This window comes from Tsukamurella soli, assembly GCF_039541155.1.
GTDB lineage: Bacteria > Actinomycetota > Actinomycetes > Mycobacteriales > Mycobacteriaceae > Tsukamurella > Tsukamurella soli.
Map to the genome: position 1 here is coordinate 1 of NZ_BAABFR010000053.1, position 18,869 is coordinate 18,869.

At 69.9% G+C, this 18,869-nt stretch carries 18 protein-coding genes; 10 read left to right on the top strand and 8 right to left on the bottom strand.

Annotated elements, in window-relative coordinates:
* The first annotated feature begins 317 nt into the window (after positions 1–317).
* Complete coding sequence (locus ABD908_RS16120) at positions 318–2,540, top strand: AAA family ATPase (protein WP_344997721.1); 2,223 nt, start codon at positions 318–320, stop codon at positions 2,538–2,540.
* Positions 2,541–2,556: 16 nt separating this feature from the next.
* Here the strand turns inward: ABD908_RS16120 and ABD908_RS16125 are convergent, their stop codons facing one another.
* Positions 2,557–3,003: a hypothetical protein gene (locus ABD908_RS16125; protein WP_344997723.1), complete on the bottom strand. Its 447-nt coding sequence runs from the start codon at positions 3,001–3,003 to the stop codon at positions 2,557–2,559.
* Between the two features lie 78 nt (positions 3,004–3,081).
* Here ABD908_RS16125 and ABD908_RS16130 point away from each other — a divergent pair, with 78 nt between their 5' ends.
* Genes ABD908_RS16130 through mnhG form a run of 6 tightly spaced genes read left to right on the top strand, consistent with a single transcriptional unit; the run spans position 3,082 to position 9,642 of the window.
* Positions 3,082–5,997: a Na+/H+ antiporter subunit A gene (locus ABD908_RS16130; protein ID WP_344997724.1), complete on the top strand. Its 2,916-nt coding sequence runs from the start codon at positions 3,082–3,084 to the stop codon at positions 5,995–5,997.
* Positions 5,994–6,614: a Na(+)/H(+) antiporter subunit C gene (locus ABD908_RS16135; RefSeq protein ID WP_344997726.1), complete on the top strand. Its 621-nt coding sequence runs from the start codon at positions 5,994–5,996 to the stop codon at positions 6,612–6,614. Before ABD908_RS16130 ends, ABD908_RS16135 begins: the two co-directional genes overlap by 4 nt.
* The gene (locus ABD908_RS16140; RefSeq protein WP_344997728.1) at positions 6,611–8,374 is read left to right on the top strand and encodes a Na+/H+ antiporter subunit D; all 1,764 of its coding nucleotides are present in this window, start codon (positions 6,611–6,613) and stop codon (positions 8,372–8,374) included. Before ABD908_RS16135 ends, ABD908_RS16140 begins: the two co-directional genes overlap by 4 nt.
* Entirely contained in the window at positions 8,367–8,975 is a 609-nt protein-coding gene (locus ABD908_RS16145) for a Na+/H+ antiporter subunit E (protein WP_344997730.1), read from the top strand. The genes ABD908_RS16140 and ABD908_RS16145 overlap by 8 nt, the downstream gene beginning before the upstream one ends.
* On the top strand, positions 8,972–9,313 hold the full coding sequence (locus tag ABD908_RS16150) for a monovalent cation/H+ antiporter complex subunit F (RefSeq protein ID WP_344997732.1): 342 nt from the start codon (positions 8,972–8,974) through the stop codon (positions 9,311–9,313). Before ABD908_RS16145 ends, ABD908_RS16150 begins: the two co-directional genes overlap by 4 nt.
* Positions 9,310–9,642: a monovalent cation/H(+) antiporter subunit G gene (gene mnhG / locus ABD908_RS16155; RefSeq protein WP_344997734.1), complete on the top strand. Its 333-nt coding sequence runs from the start codon at positions 9,310–9,312 to the stop codon at positions 9,640–9,642. The genes ABD908_RS16150 and mnhG overlap by 4 nt, the downstream gene beginning before the upstream one ends.
* A 31-nt stretch (positions 9,643–9,673) precedes the next feature.
* On the opposite strand, the gene ABD908_RS16160 is transcribed toward mnhG, so the two are convergent.
* From ABD908_RS16160 to ABD908_RS16185, 6 genes are all read right to left on the bottom strand, one after another.
* The gene (locus ABD908_RS16160) at positions 9,674–10,126 is read right to left on the bottom strand and encodes a PIN domain-containing protein (RefSeq protein WP_344997736.1); all 453 of its coding nucleotides are present in this window, start codon (positions 10,124–10,126) and stop codon (positions 9,674–9,676) included.
* On the bottom strand, positions 10,119–10,337 hold the full coding sequence (locus tag ABD908_RS16165) for a type II toxin-antitoxin system VapB family antitoxin (protein WP_344997738.1): 219 nt from the start codon (positions 10,335–10,337) through the stop codon (positions 10,119–10,121). The genes ABD908_RS16160 and ABD908_RS16165 overlap by 8 nt, the downstream gene beginning before the upstream one ends.
* Positions 10,338–10,419: 82 nt before the next feature.
* Positions 10,420–10,938, bottom strand: a complete 519-nt coding sequence (locus tag ABD908_RS16170) for a DUF805 domain-containing protein (RefSeq protein WP_344997740.1) — start codon at positions 10,936–10,938, stop codon at positions 10,420–10,422.
* Between the two features lie 196 nt (positions 10,939–11,134).
* Complete coding sequence (locus ABD908_RS16175; RefSeq protein ID WP_344997742.1) at positions 11,135–12,727, bottom strand: AMP-binding protein; 1,593 nt, start codon at positions 12,725–12,727, stop codon at positions 11,135–11,137.
* 12 nt (positions 12,728–12,739) lie between these two features.
* Positions 12,740–14,437 carry an aldehyde dehydrogenase family protein gene (locus ABD908_RS16180; RefSeq protein ID WP_344997744.1) on the bottom strand — a complete coding sequence of 566 codons (1,698 nt, stop codon included), beginning with the start codon at positions 14,435–14,437 and terminating at the stop codon, positions 12,740–12,742.
* Between the two features lie 62 nt (positions 14,438–14,499).
* Positions 14,500–15,708 carry an oxygenase MpaB family protein gene (locus ABD908_RS16185; protein WP_344997746.1) on the bottom strand — a complete coding sequence of 403 codons (1,209 nt, stop codon included), beginning with the start codon at positions 15,706–15,708 and terminating at the stop codon, positions 14,500–14,502.
* Between the two features lie 86 nt (positions 15,709–15,794).
* Between ABD908_RS16185 and ABD908_RS16190 the strand changes: the two genes are divergently transcribed.
* From ABD908_RS16190 to ABD908_RS16200, 3 genes are all read left to right on the top strand, one after another.
* Positions 15,795–16,430: a TetR/AcrR family transcriptional regulator gene (locus tag ABD908_RS16190; RefSeq protein WP_344997748.1), complete on the top strand. Its 636-nt coding sequence runs from the start codon at positions 15,795–15,797 to the stop codon at positions 16,428–16,430.
* 248 nt (positions 16,431–16,678) lie between these two features.
* The gene (locus ABD908_RS16195; protein WP_344997750.1) at positions 16,679–17,107 is read left to right on the top strand and encodes a MarR family winged helix-turn-helix transcriptional regulator; all 429 of its coding nucleotides are present in this window, start codon (positions 16,679–16,681) and stop codon (positions 17,105–17,107) included.
* Between the two features lie 9 nt (positions 17,108–17,116).
* Positions 17,117–17,710, top strand: a complete 594-nt coding sequence (locus ABD908_RS16200) for a TIGR03086 family metal-binding protein (RefSeq protein WP_344997752.1) — start codon at positions 17,117–17,119, stop codon at positions 17,708–17,710.
* A gap of 19 nt (positions 17,711–17,729) precedes the next feature.
* Here the strand turns inward: ABD908_RS16200 and ABD908_RS16205 are convergent, their stop codons facing one another.
* On the bottom strand, positions 17,730–18,866 hold the full coding sequence (locus tag ABD908_RS16205; RefSeq protein ID WP_344997754.1) for a glutamate--cysteine ligase: 1,137 nt from the start codon (positions 18,864–18,866) through the stop codon (positions 17,730–17,732).
* Positions 18,867–18,869 lie beyond the last annotated feature (3 nt).

The following is an 18,869-nucleotide window of genomic DNA, read 5'->3' on the forward strand; positions in this document are numbered from 1 at the left end:
CACCCGCCCACGACGCCGCTCGTCGCTCAACGGCCTTCTCAGGGCGCCGCCACGCCCATCTCCGATCGGGTGGCCGAGACCTCGTGTCCGGGTTCGCGACATTTTCGGCGCCTTATCCACTAACCCGTCGTACACAGGGCGGCACCTCCTGTGGGTAACGCGAATCCACACCGAAGTCGGATAGCCACACGCCATCGCGTGGGGGCGTCGGCATGTGGTGTGGCTTCGCAATGCGATGGGGCCCTGTGACGCCGCGGCTGCGGTCGGTGACGGTCGACCCGGAACCGCCGCGGTCGCCGGTGACTAGGCTCGACCGGGTGCCGCAGCTCACGCTCACCGTCCGCCTGCAGACGTCCCCGCTCGAGGCCCGCCGCGGGATCGTACGGATCCACCCCGAGGCACTGGCCGCCCTCGGCCTGCGCGAGTGGGACGGCGTCGAGCTGATCGGCGCGCGCCGCACGGCCGCCGTCGCCGCTGCGGCCCCCACAGGCACCGCGCCCGGCGTGGCGCTGCTCGACGAGGTGACGATCGCCAACTGTGGGTTGCGCGAGGACGCGTCGGTGGCGATCGAACCCGCCACCGTCTACGGCGCCCGCCGGGTGCTGCTGCGCGGCTCCCGGCTCGCCGCCGGGGCGCTCGACGAGGCGGCTCTGCGGCGGGCGCTGCTCGGCAAGGTCCTCACTCCCGGCGACAGCGTGTCGCTGCTCCCCCGCGACCTCGGCCCCGGGACGTCCACCGCCGAGATCACCACCAGCCTCGCCCGGCTGGTCGGGGTGTCGTGGACGACGGAGCTACTCACCGTGGTCGACGTGGACCCGGGGCCCGGACCGGTGTCGGTGCAGCCGAACTCCGCGGTGCTGTGGGCCGACGGTGCCTGGTCCGGCGGTGCCGGCGCGGGCCCTACGCCGCAGCGACCCGCCTTGCCCGCGGTGTCGCCCCTCGAACCGGCGCAGCGCCCGACGCCTGCCCCGCGCCCCGTCTCCGCGCTGGTCGGGGTGACCGACGCCGCCCGCCGCCTCACCGAGTGGCTCGACCTCTCGCTGGACGAGCCCGAACTGCTCACCCGCCTCGGGGCTTCGCCGCAGCTCGGGGTGCTGGTCACCGGCCCCACGGGCGGCGGCAAGACCACGCTGGTGCGCGCGGTGGTGGCGCCGCGGCCCCTGATCGAGGTCGACGGTGCCATGACCGGCGCCCTCGAGGCGTCGGCGCGGCTCGACCGGATGCGCACGGTAGCGACGCAAGCGGCCCGAGCGGCGGAGGATGCGCAGGCGGCCGGCGCCGTGCTGCTCATCCGCGACATCGAGGGGCTGCTGCCCGCCGAGCGGGAGCCGGTGTCGGCGATGATCCTCGACGTCCTGCGCTCGGCCGTCGACACCCCGCGGCTCGCCGTGATCGCCACCGCGAGCAGCCTCGGCGACGTCGACCCGCGCCTGCGGGCGCCGGACCTGCTGGAGCGGTCCGTCACCGTCGACCTCCCGAACGGCGCGGCGCGCGAATCCCTGCTGCGGCTGTTACTCGCCGACGCCCCCACCGATCAGGTCGACTTCCACGACACCGCGCTGCGCACCCCCGGCTTCGTGGCCGCCGATCTGGCCTCCCTGTGCCGCGAGGCGGCGCTGTCGGCCGCGGCGCGGGCGGCCGCCGCACGCACCGAGCCCGCGATCACGCAGACCGACCTCGACGCCGCACTGGCCGTGATCCGGCCGGTGTCGCGGTCGACGGAGATATCGGTCGGATCACTCACGCTCGACGACGTGGGCGACATGGTCGCGACCAAGCAGGCGCTCACCGAGACGGTGCTGTGGCCGCTGCGGCATCCGGACACGTTCGCCCGGCTGGGCGTCGAGCCGCCCCGCGGCGTGCTGCTCTACGGCCCGCCCGGCTGCGGCAAGACGTTCGTGGTGCGGGCGTTGGCGGCGAGCGGGCAGCTGTCGGTGCACTCGGTGAAGGGCGCCGAGCTGATGAACAAGTGGGTCGGCGAGTCGGAGCGGGCGGTGCGCGACCTGTTCACGCGGGCCCGGGCCAGCGCACCCTCGCTGATATTCCTCGACGAGGTGGACGCGCTCGCCCCGCGGCGCGGGCAGGGCACCGACTCCGGGGTGGGCGACAAGGTGGTCGCCGCGCTGCTGACCGAGCTCGACGGTGCCGAGCCGCTCCGCGACGTCGTGGTGCTGGGCGCCACCAACCGGCCCGACCTCGTCGACCCCGCGCTGCTGCGGCCGGGGCGGCTGGAGCGCCTGATCTTCGTACCGCCGCCCGACGCCGACGCCCGCGCGGACATCCTCCGCGCTGCGAGTCGCAACATCCCGCTCGACGATGTCGACCTGGTCGAACTGGCCGCCGAGCTCGACGGCTACTCGGCCGCCGACTGCAGCGCGCTGCTGCGGGAGGCCGCGCTGACCGCGATGCGCCGCGATATCGACGCCGCCACCGTCACCCCCGACGACGTCGCGGCGGCGCTCGGTGTGGTGCGACCGTCGTTGGACCCGGCGCAGGTCGCGGACCTCGAGGCGTACGCGGCCCACCGGGCTCAGCGCTAGGACACGCGCCGACGGCTCACTGCCGGCTGACCTGGTAGTTGACCGCCCCCGGGACGCCGTTGGTGGCCTGGCCGGGCGCGGCGGAGGTCACCGAGACGAAGTAACCACGACCGGTCAGCTGCACCGTCCGGGTACCGCCCGCGGCGCCCTCGCTGCTCACGACGTACCCCGCGTCGGTGAGCGCTTTGCGGGCCGCGGCGAAGCCGTCACCGTCGGCCTGCACCGTGACGCTGTACACCTGTGTCCCGTCCTGTGTGCGCCCGCTCGCGGCGATCAGCGCGCCGGGCACCAGCGGGACGTCGGCCTTCGGGAAGCCGGCCGGCAGCGTCACCGTCGCCGACGCGGAAGCCGGCCCGGACCCCGATCCGCCGCAGCCGGCCGCGCCGAGGACCAGCCCCAGGCCGGCCGCTGAAGCGGCCACCGCGCGTGCCGCGAGCCACCGTCGTCCGCCGTCGTGGGCCACTCCCGAACCTCCCCCGGCCGATTCGCCGGTATCATCACCTGTGACAGACACCCCGCCCGCAAGCAGACGGAGTGCCCTTTGCTCGTTGTTCTCATTACCCTGTCCTTGGCGACCTTAGCCGCCCCCGTCCTGACTTCCTTCCTGGGCGCGCGGGCGTTTCTCGTGCTGGCCGCGGTCCCCGCGGGGTGTCTCGTGTGGGTGCTGTCGGTGTGGCCGTCGGCGTCCGCGCCGTCGCGCACCGAACACGTGCCGTGGGTACCGGCGCTGCATATGGCGCTGGACCTGCGGCTGACGCCGCTGGCGGCGATCATGTCGGTGCTGGTCCTGGGCGTCGGCGCAGCGATCCTGGTGTACTGCGCCGGCTACTTCCGCGGTGCTCGGGCCCGCAAGCTGCCGGTGTTCGCCGCCGAGCTCGTCGCATTCATGGCCGCCATGTTCGGCCTCGTGACCAGCGACAACATGCTGCTCATGTACACGTTCTGGGAGCTGACATCCGTGCTGTCGTTCCTGTTGGTGGGCTACTACGCCGAGCGCGCCAGCAGTCGGCGGGCGGCGATGCAGGCGCTGCTGGTGACCACACTCGGCGGGCTGGCGATGCTGGTCGGCATCATCACACTGGCACATACGTACCACACCTTTCTCCTGTCGGAGCTGATCGCCCGCGCCGGCGTCGCCCCCGTGACCGTGGGGGTCGAGATCGCGGTGGTCCTGGTGCTGCTCGGCGCGCTGAGCAAGTCGGCGATCGTGCCGCTGCACTTCTGGCTGCCCGGCGCGATGGCCGCGCCCACGCCGGTGTCCGGGTATCTGCACGCGGCGGCGATGGTCAAGGCGGGCATCTACCTGGTCGCGGTGCTCGCGCCCGCGTTCGGCCACCTGGCCGCGTGGCGGATCCTGGTGCTGGGGCTGGGCCTGTTCTCGATGATCCTCGCCGGCTGGCGGTCGCTGCGCGAGTACGACCTCAAGCTCATCCTGGCGTTCGGCACGGTCAGCCAGCTCGGCTTCCTCATGGTGCTGATGGGCACGGGCGAGCGCGACACCGCGCTTGCCGGGACCGCGATGCTGCTGGCACACGCTCTGTTCAAGGCCACGCTGTTCATGGTGGTCGGGATCATCGACCACTCGACGGGTACGCGCGACATCCGCCGCCTCGCCGGGCTCAGACGGGCGCGCCCCGTGCTCGCGATGATCGCTGCGGTCGCTGCCGCGTCGATGGCCGGCCTGCCTCCGATGCTGGGCTTCGTCGGCAAGGAGGCCGCCCTCGAGACCGTGAGCCGCAGCGGCGTGGCGCCTGGATGGGTCCCGACCGTGCTGGTCGTGGGCATGGCTATCGGCTCGGCGCTGACGGTGGCGTACAGCATCCGTTTCCTGTGGGGCGCGTTCGGCGGCAAGGGACAGGCGCGGCCGACGCGGGCCGTGGCGGGCATGCATGCGCCCGGCCCCCTGTTCCTCGCGGCGCCCGCCGCACTGGCCACACTGACCCTGCTCGGCGGGCTGGCGGCGGGTCCGCTGGACAAGGTGTTGCGCGGCTACGCCGACGCGGCCTACCCGGAGCACGCCGGCCACGGCTACCACCTGGCGCTCTGGCACGGGTGGACGATGCCGCTGCTGCTGACGGCGGTCATCGTCGCCGTCGGCGTCGGGATCGCGCAGCCGGGCAGCCACCTCGCCCGGCTGCGGCGCCGGGACAGCCCGCTGCTCGGCAACGCCGACCGGTGGTACGACGCGGCGCTCCGCGCGGCCGACGTGATCTCCCTGCGCATGACCCGCGAGACGCAGCGCGGCTCGCTGCCGACCACCCAGGCGACGATCCTCGTGACGCTGGTCGCGCTGCCGTCGGCGGTGCTGGCGCTGGGCACCCGAGCGCACGGGTCGGTGACGCTGCACGTCAGCCCGGTCTTCGCGCCGATCGCGCTGCTCATGTGCGCCGCGGCAGTCACCGCCACCGTGCTGCGGAACCGCCTCGCGACGGTGCTCGTGGTCAGCGTGACGGGCTACGGGACCGGCGTCGTTTTCTCGATCTACGGCGCGCCCGACCTGGCGCTCACCCAGTTCCTGGTCGAGACGGTGACGCTGGTGGTGTTCGTGCTGGTGCTGCGAAAGCTGCCACCGGAGGCGCCGATCCTGGGCAGCCGCCCGAGCCGCGCCGCCCGCGCGGCTCTCGGGGTGGCGGTCGCGGCGATGGTCGTCACCGTCGGCGTCTGCGCTCGGATCGCGCGCACCGCCGCGCCGCTCGCCGACCGGTTGCCCGGCCAGGCGTACGAGTTCGGCTACGGCCACAACACGGTCAACGTGATCCTCGTCGACGTCCGCGCGTGGGACACGTTCGGCGAGATCTCGGTGCTGCTGGTGGTGGCGACGGGGGTCGCATCGCTCGTGTTCCGCAACCGTCGGTTCGGGGCCGCGCCCCGCGTCGCCGACGTCGCCGAACGCGTCGAGGTGCCGACCGACCCGGGCACCACGTGGCTGCGGGGCAGCGCCCTGCGTGACCCGCGGCACCGCTCGCTGGTCCTCGAGGTCACATCCCGCCTCGTGTTCCCGACGATCATGGTGCTCTCGCTGTACTTCTTCTTCGCCGGGCACAACGCGCCGGGCGGCGGGTTCGCGGGCGGCCTCACCGCGGGTCTGGCGCTCGTGCTGCGATACCTGGCCGGCGGCCGGTACGAGATCGGCGAGACCATCCCGCTGGACGCGGGCAAGATCCTCGGCACCGGACTGCTGCTGTCGGCGAGCGGCGCGGTGGTGTCGCTGTTGCTCGGCGCACCCGCGCTGTCGTCGACGACCCTGGCGCTGGATCTGCCGCTGTTCGGGCACATCAAGATCGTGACGGTGCTGATCTTCGACGCGGGTGTGTACCTGATCGTGGTGGGTCTGGTCCTGGACGTACTGCGCAGCCTCGGCGCGCGGCTCGACCTCGAGGGCGCCCCCGCCGACGCCACCTCGGCGATACCGGTGCAGCGGGTCACGGGCCCGCTCAACCCGGGAGGCCGCGCGTGAGCCTCGACGTCGGCCTCTACCTCGCGATCGGTGTGCTGGTCGCCACGGGCGTGTACCTGCTGCTCGACCGCAGCCTGACCCGCATGCTGATGGGCCTGCTGCTCGCCGGGAACGGCGTGAACCTGCTGCTGCTGGTGCTGGCTTCCCCGCCCGGCCGGCCGCCGATCGCGGGGTTCTTCTCCGCGGGCCGGATCACCGACGCCGACCCCCTGGCGCAGGCGCTGATCCTCACCGCGATCGTCATCACGATGGGCATGTCGGCGTTCATCCTGGCGCTCGCGTACCGCTCGTTCACCATCAACACCGACGACGAGGTGGACGACGATCCCGAGGACACCCGCATCCGCATCCGCGAGGCGCCGGCCGAGGCGCCGGACTACGACGCGTCGGACGACCCCGTCACCGGGGCACCGTCGCCGCTGGGCGACGCGTTCGGGCCCGACGGTCACCGTCTGACCGACGAGGAGCTGCGCCTGCCGCACGTCGACGCGCTCGATACCGACGCCCTGCGCCTCGCCGAACTGGAGTGGCTGGAGGACCGGGACCTGGATCGGTCCCGCTCGCGGCGTGCAGACCGGGATTCGCATAGCGACCAGGACAGGAAGGACGGGCGATGACCGACGGCGTCATGCGGGCGCTGATCCCGCTGCCCATGGTCATCCCGATCGTCGCGGCCGCGCTGACCCTGATCCTGGGCCGACACCCGAGGATGCAGCGGGCCGTGTCGATGTTCGCGCTGACCGTGCTGGTCGTGGTGTCTGCGCTGATGCTGCACTTCACCCACTATCACGGCACCGTCGCCCTGAACGTGGGCGGCTGGGGTGACCGTGACGGCCACGGCAGTCCGCTGGGCATCACGCTGGTCGCCGACCAGCTGTCGGCGCTGATGCTGCTGGTGTCGACGGTGGTGATCCTGGCCGTCCTCGCGTACTCGGTGGGGCAGGGTATCCGGGACGGCGACGCCCAACAGCCGGTGTCGATCTTCTTCCCGACCTACCTGGTGCTCACCGCCGGCGTGTGCAACGCGTTCCTGGCCGGCGACCTGTTCAACCTGTTCGTATCGTTCGAGATCCTGCTCGCGGCGAGCTTCGTACTGCTCACTGTGGGCGGCAGCCCCGACCGGATCCGTGCGGGCGTCTCGTACGTGATGGTGTCGATGGTGTCGTCGCTGGTGTTCCTGTTGGGCATCACGTACGCGTACTCCGCGACCGGCACGCTGAACCTCGCCGACATGGCGGTCAAGCTCGCGGACGTACCCCAGGGGACGCGCAACACCCTGTTCGCGGTGCTGCTCGTCGCGTTCGGGATCAAGGCCGCGGTGTTCCCGCTGTCCACGTGGTTGCCCGACTCGTACCCCACGGCGCCCGCGCCGGTGACCGCGGTGTTCGCCGGCCTACTCACCAAGGTCGGCGTGTACGCGATCATCCGGGTGCACACGCTGCTGTTCCCCGGCGGCTCGCTCGACACGGTCCTGATGATCGCCGCGCTGCTGACGATGATCGTGGGCATCCTGGGCGCCATCGCGCAGACCGACATCAAACGCCTGCTGTCGTTCACCCTGGTCAGCCACATCGGCTACATGATCTTCGGGATAGCGCTGTCAACGCCCCTGGGGCTGTCGGCGTCGATCTTCTACGTGGCGCACCACATCCTGGTGCAGACCACACTGTTCCTGGTGGTGGGCCTGATCGAGCGGCAGGCCGGTGCGGCGTCGCTGCGGCGCCTCGGTGGGTTGGCTGCGACGAGCCCGCTACTGGCTCTCCTGTTCTTCCTGCCTGCGCTGAACCTCGGCGGCATACCGCCGTTCTCGGGCTTCATCGGCAAGGTCGGCCTGCTGCAGGCGGGCGCGGAGAAGGGCACGGTGCTCGCCTGGGTGCTGGTTGCCGGCAGCGTCGTCACCTCGCTGCTCACGCTGTACGCGGTGGCGCGGGTGTGGACCAAGGCCTTCTGGCGTGCCCGCGCCGACGCACCCGAGGGGCAGCTCGCCGGGGCCCGACCGCAGGCCCTGCTCGACGACGGTGACGTGATCGAGTTCTCCGACCGCGAGGACCCGGGCCGGATGCCGATCGGGATGGTGGTGCCCACCGTGACGCTGCTCGTCGCCGGCCTCGCCGTGGCCCTGTTCGCGGGGCCGATGTTCGCTGTCACCGACCGTGCCGCGCACCAGCTGATCGGCCGCGACGACTACGTGCACGCCGTGCTCGGGGTCGACTACCAGCATGCGCGCGCCGCCCTGCACAGGCGGGAGACGGAGGCCGCCGCGCACGCGGGATCGGTACCGGCAGACGCCGCACACACAGGACCCGCGCACGCGGGGCAAGCGGGAGCCGACGGTGCCGCGCACGCGGCCGACACGACGGGAGGCACACATGGCTGAGGCACTATTGCGACGCGTGGTGCCCGACTGGCGCGACCGCCGCGCGGTGGCTCTCAAGCTGGCGCAGGTCGTGTGGCTCGCCGCCGTGTGGGTGATGCTGTGGGGCACACTGTCGCCCGCCGACATGCTGGCCGGCGTCCTCGTGGCCCTGTTGATCCTCGTCGTGTTGCCGCTGCCGCCCGCGCCGGTGGAGGGCCGGCTGCACGTGCTCTCGCTGCTGCAGCTGTTCGGTCTCCTGGCCGCGCAGATGGTCCGATCGTCGGTGCAGGTGGCGTGGTTCGCGGTGCGTCCTGCGGCGCCGCCGCTGTCCGCGGTGTTGCGCGCCAAGGTGTCGGTGAAGTCCGACCTGGTCCTCACCCTGCTGGTGGACGCCATGAACCTGGTACCCGGCACCGTCGTGCTGGACATCGACACCGATCGCCGGCTGCTGTACGTGCATGTGATCGGCGTGGGCTCGGAGAAGGGGGTACGTAACTTCTACCGGGACACCAAGCGGCTGGAGCGACTGTTCGTGCTGGCATTCGAGCGCGACTCGGAGTGGCACGCCAGCCCCCTGCACGGCGACGACCGGACTCCGGTTGATCAGAAGGAACGCCGATGACCGCGGTGTACGTCGCGACCGCCGTGATCCTGGTGCTCGCGGCGGCGATCACCACCTACCGCCTGCTCGACGGGCCCAGCACCCTGGATCGGGTGGTCGCGGTGGACGCGCTCGTGGCGATAGCGATGTGCGGACTCGCCGTCTGGGCCGCGTTCAGCGGCAACTCGACGGTGGTTCCCGGCATCGTCGCGCTGTCGCTGATCGGTTTCGTGGGGTCCACGTCGGTAGCCCGGTTCCGGGTGCCGGACCGGCCCGACGAGGACCCGACGGGAGGCGGTTGGACCGCATCGGATGGGCCGGTACGTGGCGACCAGGGCGACCGAGGAGGCCGACGGTGATCGCGAACATCGTCACGGCGGTGCTGCTGCTGAGCGGCGCGCTCCTTGCGCTGACAGCGGCGATCGGTATCGTCCGGTTCCCCGACACCCTGACCCGCATGCACGCCGCCTCGAAGCCGCAGACGCTGGGCCTGCTGCTGTGCCTCGCCGGTGCGGGAATCCAGCTGCAGCACGCCGTGGACGTATGGATGCTGCTCCTGGCCGGGCTGTTCACGGGACTCACCGCCCCCGTGGTCGCCCACCGCATCGGCCGCGTCGCCTACCAGGAGCAGCGCCTGCGCGATGCGACGATCGACCCCGACGATGTGGAGACCGGCGCGCGCGACTGACCGACATGTGCACCGTTTCGTCGGTCCGGGACTACAGGCGGATCCGGGTCTGCCTCAAGTCCGGTCGGACGGTAGCGATGTGCTCGTAGTCACGGTCGTTGTGCACGATCTCCAGATCGTGGAGCAGCGCGGCGGACGCGATGAGCGCATCGGTGATCTGCACCGCGCCGAACATGTGAGCCTCCGTGCCCAGATCATCGATGATCGATACGGCCTCCGCACCGATCTCCCTGGTCGTGGGGATGTCGACCAGAGCGGAGCACAGGTCGTCCAATGTCGCCCACTCGGCGGGGCTCCGCGCGGCGAACTTGTACTCGCCCTCCAGAACCGGGGTGATGCACATCGCCACATCCCGACGGACCCGATCGATATACGCAGACAATTCCGGATTGCGCCGGCGCAGGAACGCCTGGAACACCGACGTGTCCACAACGAATCCCGTCGGGGGACGCCCCGTCGTTACGCCGGCGGACGGATCAGTCACCGGACAACGCCCGATGCCGTGCCTCCGCCTCCTCAGGAGACAACAGGAGGTCCCCGCCCATCGCCAGGACCTTGTCGATGGCCTCGTTCTGACGCAGCAGTTGCAGTGTGCGCGTCACCGCGAAGTTGACCGCATCCTTCTTCGTCGCCGCCCCCGTGAGGCGCATGAGCTCAGCCAGTTCCTCCTGCGGGATATTCACTGTGGTCGCCACGCCCACCCTCCTTCGATATTTCGTTTGTCCGATTGCCACAATACGCCTGCGTGAGGGGCCTCCGCGCACTAAGCCACGTCGATCATCGGTCGAACCGCATGCCCGAGGGGTTGGTGTCGAGCACGCCGACGACGATCCACACGAGACCGCCGACATAGGGGATCAACGCGCACAGGATCCATGCTCCTGGGTAGCCGGCATCGTGCAACCGGCGCGCACCGACGGCGTACATGGGCAGGAGTAGCCCGAAGATCGCCAGGACGGCGACGGCGGCGCCGACGACCGTGATCGCTATCCCGACGGCGCTGAGACCATCGCCGTCGCTCCCGATGGCGAGTCCGACCAACACGATCGCGGCCACCAGCGCCATGACGATGAGGAGGGTGACGAAGCAGAACAACTGTGCCCACCAGTACTCGCTCCGCGACGCGCGACCCGAGAAGCGGACGTAGCCGCGGAAGAAACGTACCACGGACTGAGCGAACGGGGCGCCGTAGAGCGGCAGGCCCAGATCGCGGGGATCCCGGGCGCCGGGGTTCGACGGTGGCGGGTAGCGGAACCGCGGGGCGCCGTACTGGCGCCCGCCGACGGGCTCCGGCATCGGCGTCCCCCAGTAACCGCTCGCGTCGGCCGGCGATACACCCTGCCACTGGCCATCGGGCCACGGAGGGGTACGGGGAATCCCTCGCGAATCGTTCTGCTGCCACTCGGGACCGCTCGGAGAAGTCATCGGCCACTCCCGTCGTCGCCCACCACCGTACCGACGGGCCTCGTGACGGACACCAGGCCGAAGACAGCTAGGGCGATGGGGCGACGCGCCGCCGTCCCTTCAGATCCTTACGCAGGATCTTGCCGCTGACGGATTTGGGCACGGTGTCGATGAAGTCGACTATGCGCACCTTCTTGTGCGGAGCGACGCGGTCGGCGACGTAGTCGATCACCTCGGCGGCGGATAGGGATGCGCCGTGTTGGAGGACGACGAAGGCGCGGGGGAGCTCGCCGGCCTCTTCGTCGGGGTGGGCCACGACGGCGGCATCGGCGATCGCCGGGTGGGTGAGTAGAACGGCTTCGAGTTCGGCGGGCGGGACTTGATACCCCTTGTACTTGATGAGTTCCTTGAGTCGATCCACGACGTAGGCCTCCCCCTGAGGGCCGACCACGACGATGTCGCCGGTGTGGAGGAAGCCGTCGGGCTCGATGGTCGACGTGGTCGCCTCGGGGTTACCGAGATAGCCCTGCATGACGTTGGGGCCGCGCACGAGCATCTCGCCGGGCGCGCTGGGTTCGCCAGGCGTCCAGGTGATCTCGTCTCCGGTGTCGGGGTCGACGATCTTGAACTCAATGTTGGGGATCGCGGTTCCGATGGATCCGACCGACACGTGCGGGTCGTCGAACGGGGTGACGTGGGAGACCGGTGACAGCTCGGTCATCCCGAAGCCTTGGAGCAGTCGTATACCGAGGCGCTGGACCAGCGCCTCGCCCAGCGTCTCGTCCAGCGGTGCGGCGCCGGACACGACGACGCGCAGGCTGGAGAGGTCGTAGGAGTCGACGATCGGATGCTTGGCCAGCGCGACGGCCACGGGGGGTGCGATGAAGGCATAGGTGATCCGACGGTCGCGGATCGTGGTCAGGAATTCGACGAGGTCGAACTTCGGCAGGGTGACCAGGGTGCCACGGTTGCGCAGGGTGAGGTTGAGCAGGACGTTCATGCCGTAGATGTGGAAGAACGGCAGCACCGCGATCACCGCGTCGTCGGGGCTCACCTTCAGTGCCGGCGTGCACTGGGCGATGTTCGCCACGAGGTTGGTGTGGGTCAGCATGACGCCCTTGGGCAGGCCCGTGGTGCCCGACGAATAGGGCAGCACCGCGAGGTGGGTCTTCGGGTCGAGATCGACCTGCGGCGCGGGCTCTCCAGCGGCGAGCAGTTCGGTCAGGGACGGGTACCCCTCGACGGCGTCGAGCACGATGAACGCGTCTGTGCTCAGGCCCGCCTCCTCAGTACCGGCCAGGGCGGCCGGGAGCAATGAGGAGATCGTGATGTACGCCGAGGCTCGGGAGTCGCGCAGCTGGTTCGCGATCTCGTGCGGTGAGTAGAGGGCGTTGACGGTGGTCACCGTCGCGCCCGCCCGGAGGATGCCGTGGAAGGCCACGGCGAATCCGATGCCGTTGGGTGCGTGCAGGGCGACCACGTCGCCGGGCGTGACGCCGAGAGCGGCGAGTGCCCCGGCGAACGCGTTCACTGCGGCCTGGAGCTCACCGTAGGTCAGGCTCCGTTCGCCGTCGATGATCGCGACCGCGATCAGCTCGTCGGGACGCAGGCCGGCGAACAGGTAGTCGTAGACGCCGACGTCCGGGATGTCGACGTCGGGATAGGTGCTCGTGATCGTCATCGGCGGTCCGCTTCAGCCGCGGAATGCGTCGCCGAAGATGCCGGGGAGCTTGAACCAGCTAGGCGCTGCGGCGAACCTGGTGAGTCTCTGGTTGGTGCTCTTGGCGGTCTTGGCCGTGACGAACCACGGTGGCTTGGGGAACAGCGACGCTTCGCCGTGCAGCACGGACCGAGGGAAGGGCCGGAACGGGCCGTAGATCACCGACCGCTCGGTGTCGGCGATCAGGTGGGAGTTGTGCACCACTCCGATGCCCGACCCCACGTCGTCGAGGGTGTTCCCGGGGTAGGCGCCCCAGGTGAAGGGCGCGCCGAGGAAGGCGATGGCCGACCAGACGTTGACGCCGATCGAGCCGTAGTGCAGGGCGGCCAGGATCTCGTCGAATTCCCTGCCCATGGCCCGTCTGTCCGCCGGTGCCACCGCGATGCTGGCACCGAGTGTCCCGTCGAGTCGGGTGTTGGCGAACTCCACTGCTGCCCGGAAGAATTCGGAGCCGATGCCGGGCAGTGTGGTGTGCCCGAGGACAGGCCCGAAGTATTCGGTGGTGAAGAGGTCCTGGCTCGTGGTGTCGGTGACCTCGACGAGCAGGCGCCCGGCGTGGACTTCGGCCTCGGGGTAGGACGTGGTGGCGGCGGTGAGCTTCCTGTCGGTCCCCGGGTACCACGACTCGCGCTTCGGGAGGGTGTCGAGGACGCGCCGGAGTTCGGCGAGGAACTCCTGCTTCTGCGGCCAGTCGCCCGAGAGGATGACGATCTGGGTGGCGATGCAGTTGTGCCCGGAGTTCTGCAGGCGTTGGGTGGCGATCTGCTCGGCCTGGTAGCGCAGGTCGGCTTCGGACCATCTTCCCGGGATCACGATGACCGGGGAGACTCCGCCCAGTTCGCTGGTGATGGGTTTGTCCAGCTTCGGTGCGCCCGTCTTGTCCGCGGACGAGCCCCAGACGATCAGGTCGTGGGTGATCCCGGAGCCGGTGATGTGGACGTGGTCGATACCGGCGTGAGCGGTCAGGTGGGAGCCGACCTCGGCTCCGCCGTTGACGATGCGCAGCAGGTTCGCCTCGATCAGCGGCGCGAACGCCTTCTCATAGGCTCCCAGCAGGGATCCGAAGGTGGGGTTGAGCTTGAGGATGCTGACCCGGTTGTAGGCGACCAGCTCGTAGAGCACGTCCAGCGGTCCGATCGCGGAGATGTTGCCCGCCCCGAGCACGAGTCCGACGCCGCCGTTCTCGCCGAGCCGCTTCGCCCCCAGGCCGGCATCGGCTCTCGCCCGGTCGGCGGTGATGCCGGGCTCGAGCCACACCTCGCCGGTGAACCCGTGGAACAGGGTCCATTCGAGCGGGTTCGCGGGCATGACGATGAACTTGGTGCGTTCGCCCGGAGCCCTGCCTGATCTCACGCCGTCGAGTGGGGATCTGCCCTCGGCGATCAGGGAGAGGGACTGCACCGCGGCGCCGAGTCCGGCCAAGGCGGCGTACGGCCCCGAGATCCACTCCTCGCCCTCCCACGGCCCTAGCGGCGTCCCCTTCGCGGCGACGGCGGCGCCCGCCCACTCCTGTGCTGCGTCCGCAGTGCAGCGATGGGTTCGTTGCAGCAGCGCGATGCGCTCAGGTAGGCCGAGGGTGGCCCAGTGTGCGGCCCCCTTGGTCAGGTCTTCGACCGCTGTCTCCAACTCGACCACGGTGGCGAATGTCACCTGGTATGGTGTGGGGGCCATATCGTTGCTCCTGTCATCGTCGACGAGTGGGGCGCAGCCATCGGTGGCCGCCTACGGCGCTACTACTGATCGGTGGGCTTGCCGGCGACCGGGGTGCCGCGGTACTCGGCTTCGATGCCGTCCAGGCCGCGTTCGATGATGCGGTCCAGCAGCGCCTGCCCATTCGCGTCGGCGAGCCGTCGGACCGGCCGCAGCCGGGTGACCTGGTTCAGGCCCTTCAACCCGAGCGCGAGTGCTTTGACGGCGTTCTCGCCCAGCGGATCGGGTGGTACGCCCAGGTCGCCGGGCACATCGCGGCCGGGCAGAGTCTGCACCATCTGCTCGGAGAGGATCTGACGCACCAATGCCGAGTGCACGCGCCGCGGAAGCACGAACGCCTTCATCTTCGCGGACCCGTCGATCAACGCCGCGGTCATCTCCCGGGCCTTCTCGGTACGCCCGTAGAGGAACCGGTGCTCCCGGGCCTGCAGCTCGAACTGTTCCGCGTGCGTGCGACCCAGCAGCTGGTTGTTGGCGCCCTCGATACGCGCCACCCACCGCCACATCAAGGCGAAGCTGTCAGCCTCCTCCGGAGTGACCACACCGCCCAGGTACCGAACGATCCCGACCCGGTAGGGCCCGAATATGTGCGCCGTCGCAGCAGAGGCGACCTGGCTGATCGGCATGGCGACATCGCCGAGGGGCCACTGTCCTCCGCGGAGGATGCCCATCCGGATCATCGTGTGCAAGAACCTGATCCGCACCCACTGGATCCACCGCTCGCCGCCCGGCATCATGCCGTCCACATCGAGAGCGCCCGCGAAGCCGGTCGCGGTCTCCCAGAACCGGCGCCGGTAGTCGCCGTCGCGCGCGAACCGCCCGGTGCTCCCCATGACCTCGGCTGTCGACGGGTCGATGTAAGTGAACGGCAGCCCGCCATGCATCCCGAACAGCATCCCGACCGGGTTGCGCCGCCCCATCGATGCGCCGGGCCGCAGCGTCTCGAAGTCCAGCCACGACGGCACGGCCTCGACATCGGCGAAGAACGCCACCGCCTCCGACACTCCCTCGGCCTCCAACGTCCGCGCGTTGGCATAGATGTCGCCGCCCATCAGCTTGCGCCTGCTCATCAGCCCCAACAGTGCCTCGCACAACGGGTCCCCGACGTGATTCCACGCTTCCAGGTCCACGGCATCGGGGTCGAGGTAGACCTCGGCACCGGGGTCGGCGGCCAGGGCCCGCAACTGATCCACCCGGGAGATCAGGTTCGGAGCGAGCTGAACAATGCGCATGACACTGTTATAACACATGGCCATGACAGTGTCATAGGACTCTGCGGTCGGATCACAGCACCCACTGCGACGCTAGAATCGCGCAGATGGACGGCCCCCCGAATCGTGATCGCCGTACGCAGCTCACCGCCGCGGCAGTCGACCTGTTGGAGACGCAAGGGCCCGACACGATGACCGCACGGAAGGTCACAGCCCAGGTCGGGACCTCCCGAATGGCGATCTACACCGACTTCGGCTCGATGGGAGGCTTGGTCGCGTCGGTCGTCGACCACGGGTTCACACTGCTCCTGCGAGAGCTGGAACCCAAACAGTTCACCGGGGAGCACCTGGCCGACATCTGGACCATCGCGCAGATCCAACGAGACTTCGCCCTCACCCACCGCCACCTCTACGCGGTCATGTTCGCCGCCGAGACCGTCGGTGGCTACCAGCGATCCGGGCACGACTTGGAGCAGGGCATAGAGACTCTGCGTTTCCTCCACCGACACTGCCGAGCCGCAGTCGAAGCCGGCGATCTCACGGTGGACGAACCCCGGACCGCGACCCGACAACTCTGGATCAGCATCCACGGCCACCTCATGCTCGAACTCGCCGGCTACATGGACACCGAACCCGAACCCGTGCGTTCCTTCGCACAAACAGTGGCCACCGTGATGATCGGACTCGGCGCCGATCAGACTTCGGCACGGGACGCGGTCGACGCCGGCAGACACTCGATGTGAATGCCGCCGCAGCGCGGGTCTCCCGCCCGTGACCCGGTTGCCAGGCCCCCGGCCTCAGCCTTTCAGGCGTCACCTCAGGTGCCGAGGGTGCGGCGACCGACTCATCTCCCCTCGCATCACTCCGACCCCGAGACCGTGTCGTAGAAGCCTGGATCCCGACACGGCCCAGCAGCGCCTTGACGGCTGGCGTTCAGGCGGGAGCAGTCGAGACCCGCGATTAATCACAACTTAGTGATAATATCCTTACTGTGATCGATCGCCCGGACCTACTCGCCCTCGTCGCGCCCCTCGCCCGGGCACTGCGCCGGATCGAGGACGAGTGCGCCGACGCCGAAGAACTCACGATGTGGCAGTACGCGATCCTGTCGGCAGCGGAGCAGATCGCAGCCCCCAGTCAGCGGGCGATCGCGGAGCGACTCTCCTACAGTGTCAACCGGATCGTGGGCGACATCGACCTCCTCGCCGACCGGGGCCTGGTGATCCGCGAGCGCGGAGCGGACCGCCGGGCGTACTCCCTTGTCGTCACCCCCGACGGTGCGCGGGTCACCGCCACGATCCGTGCGGCGATCCACCGCCGCGAGGACGAGCTGCTCGCGCACCTCGCGAACGCCGAACGCGCCACGCTCCGAACGCTTCTCGCCGCCGCGACTCATCACCCGGCGCACTCCACCGACTAGGACACATCCATGGACGTCACCCTGCTCGCCGCAGCGACCGGCACCGTCGCCGCATTCACCGACCTGATCACCCCTGCCGACCTCGCCCGACCGTCCCCGTGCGAGGGGTGGGACCTCGCCGACCTGCTGGCACATCTCCAGTCGGAGAACCTGAAGTTCGCGGCGGCCGCCGGGGATTCCGCGACAGTCATGAATACGACTGTGGAACAGAGCGATCCGACCTATCGCAGCTCTGCCGATGCGATGCTGACCGCGTTCCGCGGCGCCGACGACCCGACACAGATCGTCACGGTCGAGCCGCTCGGCCCGCGCCGACTCGATGAGCTCTACGCGTTCCAGGTGGTCGACACCGTCGTCCACGGTTGGGACCTTGCCACAGCACTCGGGCTGCCGTACGCGCCGGCGTCCGCCACTGTCGACCTCGCGGTTCGCGTCCTGCGCCGAGTGCCCGACGAGAGCCGCGGCCCCGGAAGGGCTTTCGGCGCCGCGATCACGGTGCCGCCGACCGGCGACCTCCGCGAGGCGCTCGCTCTCGCGGGCCGCACCACGGGAGAGCCCGGCGGTGACGCACCATTCGAGGCTTGGGCCGAGGTAGCACCGTGACCCCGTGCCGCCGTGCGCATCACGGGACGATCAGCTCGCCCGTCACCATCTTCACCACGTCCCGGTACACCTCGGGGCTGCACACACCCCCCGCTACGGCGCGCTGCCGCTGATAGGCGGCGCCCCGGCGCGGGATGTCGGCGACGGCCGCCAGCTCGCGCTCGCACCGCAACCGTCGGGCCACCGGTGCGAGCTGCTCGAGCAGGTCGTCCAGATCGTCGGTCACCAGGCGCTCGTTGTTGTCCGCGTCGAGGATCACGATCGCGTCCGTGCCGTACCGGGCGGCGCGCCACTTGTTCTCCTGCACATGCCAGGGCTGCAACTGCGGCAACTCCTCGCCGGCATCGAGACGAGAATCGAGCCACACCACCAGGCAGTGGATCAGCGCGACCAGCGCCTCGAGCTCGGCGAAGTTGGACACCCCGTCGCACACGCGGACCTCGATGGTGCCGAGATGGCACGCGGGCCGGACATCCCAGCGGATCTCGTTGAGCTGGTCGATGATCCCGGTGGTCATCTGGTCGTGGACGAAGCGTTCGAACTCCGACCACTTCTGGAACTGGAACGGCAGGCCCGCCGTGGGCAGCTGCTGGAACATCATGGCGCGGGTGCTGGCGTATCCGGTGTCGTGGCCCGCCCACATCGGGGAGCTCGCCGACAGGGCCAGCAGGTGCGGGTAATAGGTGAGCAGCGCCGAGATGATCGGCAGCACCTTGTCCCGGTGGTTCACGCCGACGTGCACGTGCACGCCCCAGATCAACATCTGCCGTCCCCACCACTGCGTGCGGTTGATCAGCTCGTCGTAGCGAGGCGATTCGGTGAGTTCCTGGCCCGACCACTGCGCGAACGGATGTGTCCCGGCGCCGAACAGGTCGACACCCATCGCATCCGTTGCGTGCCGCACCACACGCAGTGTGCCGGCCAGGTCGGCCATCGCGTCGGAAGTGGTGTCACAGATGCCGGTGACCACCTCGATGGTGTTGCGCAGCAACTCCGAGTGGACTCGGCTCCGCACTTCCGCACTCTGCGCGCGCACTCTGTCGAACAGTTCGGAGGCCCGGCTGGCCAGGTCGCCCGTCCCGCGATCGACGATCGCAAGCTCCCACTCGACACCGAGCGTCGGCCGCGCAGATGCCAAGAACGGAATGGGACGCACTCC

Excerpts from the sequence above, each read along its gene's own strand:
- ABD908_RS16140 (WP_344997728.1), top strand. The coding sequence starts at position 6,611 with ATGACCGACGGCGTCATGCGGGCGCTGATCCCGCTGCCCATGGTCATC.
- ABD908_RS16145 (WP_344997730.1), top strand. The coding sequence starts at position 8,367 with ATGGCTGAGGCACTATTGCGACGCGTGGTGCCCGACTGGCGCGACCGC.
- ABD908_RS16150 (WP_344997732.1), top strand. The coding sequence starts at position 8,972 with ATGACCGCGGTGTACGTCGCGACCGCCGTGATCCTGGTGCTCGCGGCG.
- ABD908_RS16170 (WP_344997740.1), bottom strand. The coding sequence starts at position 10,938 with ATGCCGGAGCCCGTCGGCGGGCGCCAGTACGGCGCCCCGCGGTTCCGC.
- ABD908_RS16175 (WP_344997742.1), bottom strand. The coding sequence starts at position 12,727 with ATGACGATCACGAGCACCTATCCCGACGTCGACATCCCGGACGTCGGC.
- ABD908_RS16180 (WP_344997744.1), bottom strand. The coding sequence starts at position 14,437 with ATGGCCCCCACACCATACCAGGTGACATTCGCCACCGTGGTCGAGTTG.
- ABD908_RS16185 (WP_344997746.1), bottom strand. The coding sequence starts at position 15,708 with ATGCGCATTGTTCAGCTCGCTCCGAACCTGATCTCCCGGGTGGATCAG.
- ABD908_RS16190 (WP_344997748.1), top strand. The coding sequence starts at position 15,795 with ATGGACGGCCCCCCGAATCGTGATCGCCGTACGCAGCTCACCGCCGCG.
- ABD908_RS16200 (WP_344997752.1), top strand. The coding sequence starts at position 17,117 with ATGGACGTCACCCTGCTCGCCGCAGCGACCGGCACCGTCGCCGCATTC.